Source organism: Streptomyces bambusae, from assembly GCF_019400985.1.
Lineage (GTDB): Bacteria > Actinomycetota > Actinomycetes > Streptomycetales > Streptomycetaceae > Streptomyces > Streptomyces bambusae_A.
In genome coordinates this window covers 1-1688 of the sequence record NZ_WTFF01000611.1, presented here as the reverse complement: position 1 = coordinate 1688, position 1688 = coordinate 1, and the positions used below count along the sequence as shown (strand labels likewise).

Annotated in this window: 2 protein-coding genes; both read left to right on the top strand. The window is 78.6% G+C overall.

Translation table 11 applies throughout. The features are described from left to right. Window positions 1-8: 8 nt before the first annotated feature. On the top strand, window positions 9-1187 hold the full coding sequence (locus GPJ59_RS36030; RefSeq protein WP_374201012.1) for an ArsA family ATPase: 1179 nt from the start codon (window positions 9-11) through the stop codon (window positions 1185-1187). 69 nt (window positions 1188-1256) lie between these two features. Then, on the top strand, window positions 1257-1688 hold a 432-nt coding region (locus GPJ59_RS36025), incomplete at its 3' end, for a DUF5304 domain-containing protein (RefSeq protein ID WP_219672330.1).

Below are 1688 nucleotides of genomic sequence, written 5' to 3'. Positions count from 1 at the left end.
GCCCGCTGCTGGGCGCGCCGACGGGCGGGGCGAAGGCCGTCGCCCCGGGCCTGGACGCCGTACCCGTCGGCACCGGCGGCAGAGTCAGCACCGGCGACGACGACGGCGCGGAAGGCTCAGGTAGCGGCTCCGGCAGCGGCAGCGGCAGCGGCAGCGGCAGCGACTCCGGCCACGGCACCGGCACCGGCTCCGGCCACGGCACCGGCGGGCTGTGGACCGCGCGCATCGACTCCGGCGACGAGTTCCGCGACGAGCTGGTCGCGCTCCAGCAGCGCGGCTCCGCCGTCCTCGGGATGCTCGGGGCACGGGCGCTGGGCGCCGAGGAGCTGACCGAACTGCCCGGCGCCGAGCAGTTCGCGCTGCTGCGCGCCCTGCGCCGGGCCGCCGGCGCGGACGGCTTCGACCAGGTCGTGGTGGACATGCCGCCGCTGCACCAGGCACTGGCCGCCCTCGCGCTGCCCGCCCAGCTGCGCCGCTACCTGACCCGGCTGCTCCCCGCCGAGCGCCAGGCGGCCCGCGCGCTGCGGCCCGTCCTCGCGCAGCTGGCCGGGGCGGCGATGCCCGCGCAGTGGCTGTACGAGAGCGCCGCCCGCTGGGACGTGGAGCTGGCCGCGGTCCAGGCGGTCGTCGAGGCGCCCACCACCTCCGTCCGGCTGGTCGCCGAACCGAACCGGGCCGCCCGCGACGCCCTGCGCCTGGGCGTGCTCGGGCTCGCCCTGCACCGGATCCCCGTCGAGGCGGTCGTGGCCAACCGCGTGGTGCCGGCCGGCTCCGCCGACCCCTGGCTGGCCGGGCTCGCCGCGGAGCAGGACAAGTACGTCAGCCAGTGGCCCGGCGCCCGTACCGCCGCACACCTGGGCCGCGCCCCGCACGGCCCGGCCGACCTCGCCCTCCTCGGCCCCGGCGCCCCCGGCGACCCCGGGGCCTGCCCGGCCTGGGCCGTCGAGGACCGGCGCGCCGAGGACGGCGTCCTGGTGTGGGCGGTGCCGCTGCCCGGCGCCGAGAAGCGCGACCTGGACCTGGTCCGGCGGGGCGACGAACTGCTGCTGGCGGCGGGCCCGTACCGCAGGATCGTTCCGCTGCCGTCCGCCCTGCGCCGCTGCACCGTCTCCGGCGCCGGCCTCCAGGACGGCGTGCTGCGCATCCGCTTCACGCCCGACCCCGCGCTGTGGCCCCGCGGCCGCTGAACGCCGTACCCCCGTTCGGGTAACGTCGAAGGTGTCAGCCGCCGCACCACCGCTGCAGGAGAGGCCGCCATGAGCGAGGCCACCGACCGCCCCACCGACGACGACGCCTGGGAGAAGGCCTGCGCGGAGGACCTCGCGGCCGAGAAGGAGCGCCGCCGGGCCCGCCAGGGCGGATCCGCGGGCAGCACCGGGACCGCGGCCGAGGAGCTGTTCAAGCTCTTCGAGGCCGTGGCGGACAAGGTCTCGGAGCTGAACAACCCGCTGTTCGCCGCCGCCGCGCAGGACGCCGTACGCCAGGTCGTCCACCAGGCGAAGAGCGCCGCCAAGCCCGTCATCGAGCGCAACCCCGAGGTCTTCGACCACCTCGCGGCGGCCGGCTCCGAGCTGCTCGCCGCCTACCGCTCGGCCGTCGAGGGCCACGAGCGCCGCTGGACCCGCGGCGCGGGCCCGGCCTCCGGGCCGTCCGGGCCGTCCGCCGGGAGCGGCCGCGCCGGGGCGGAC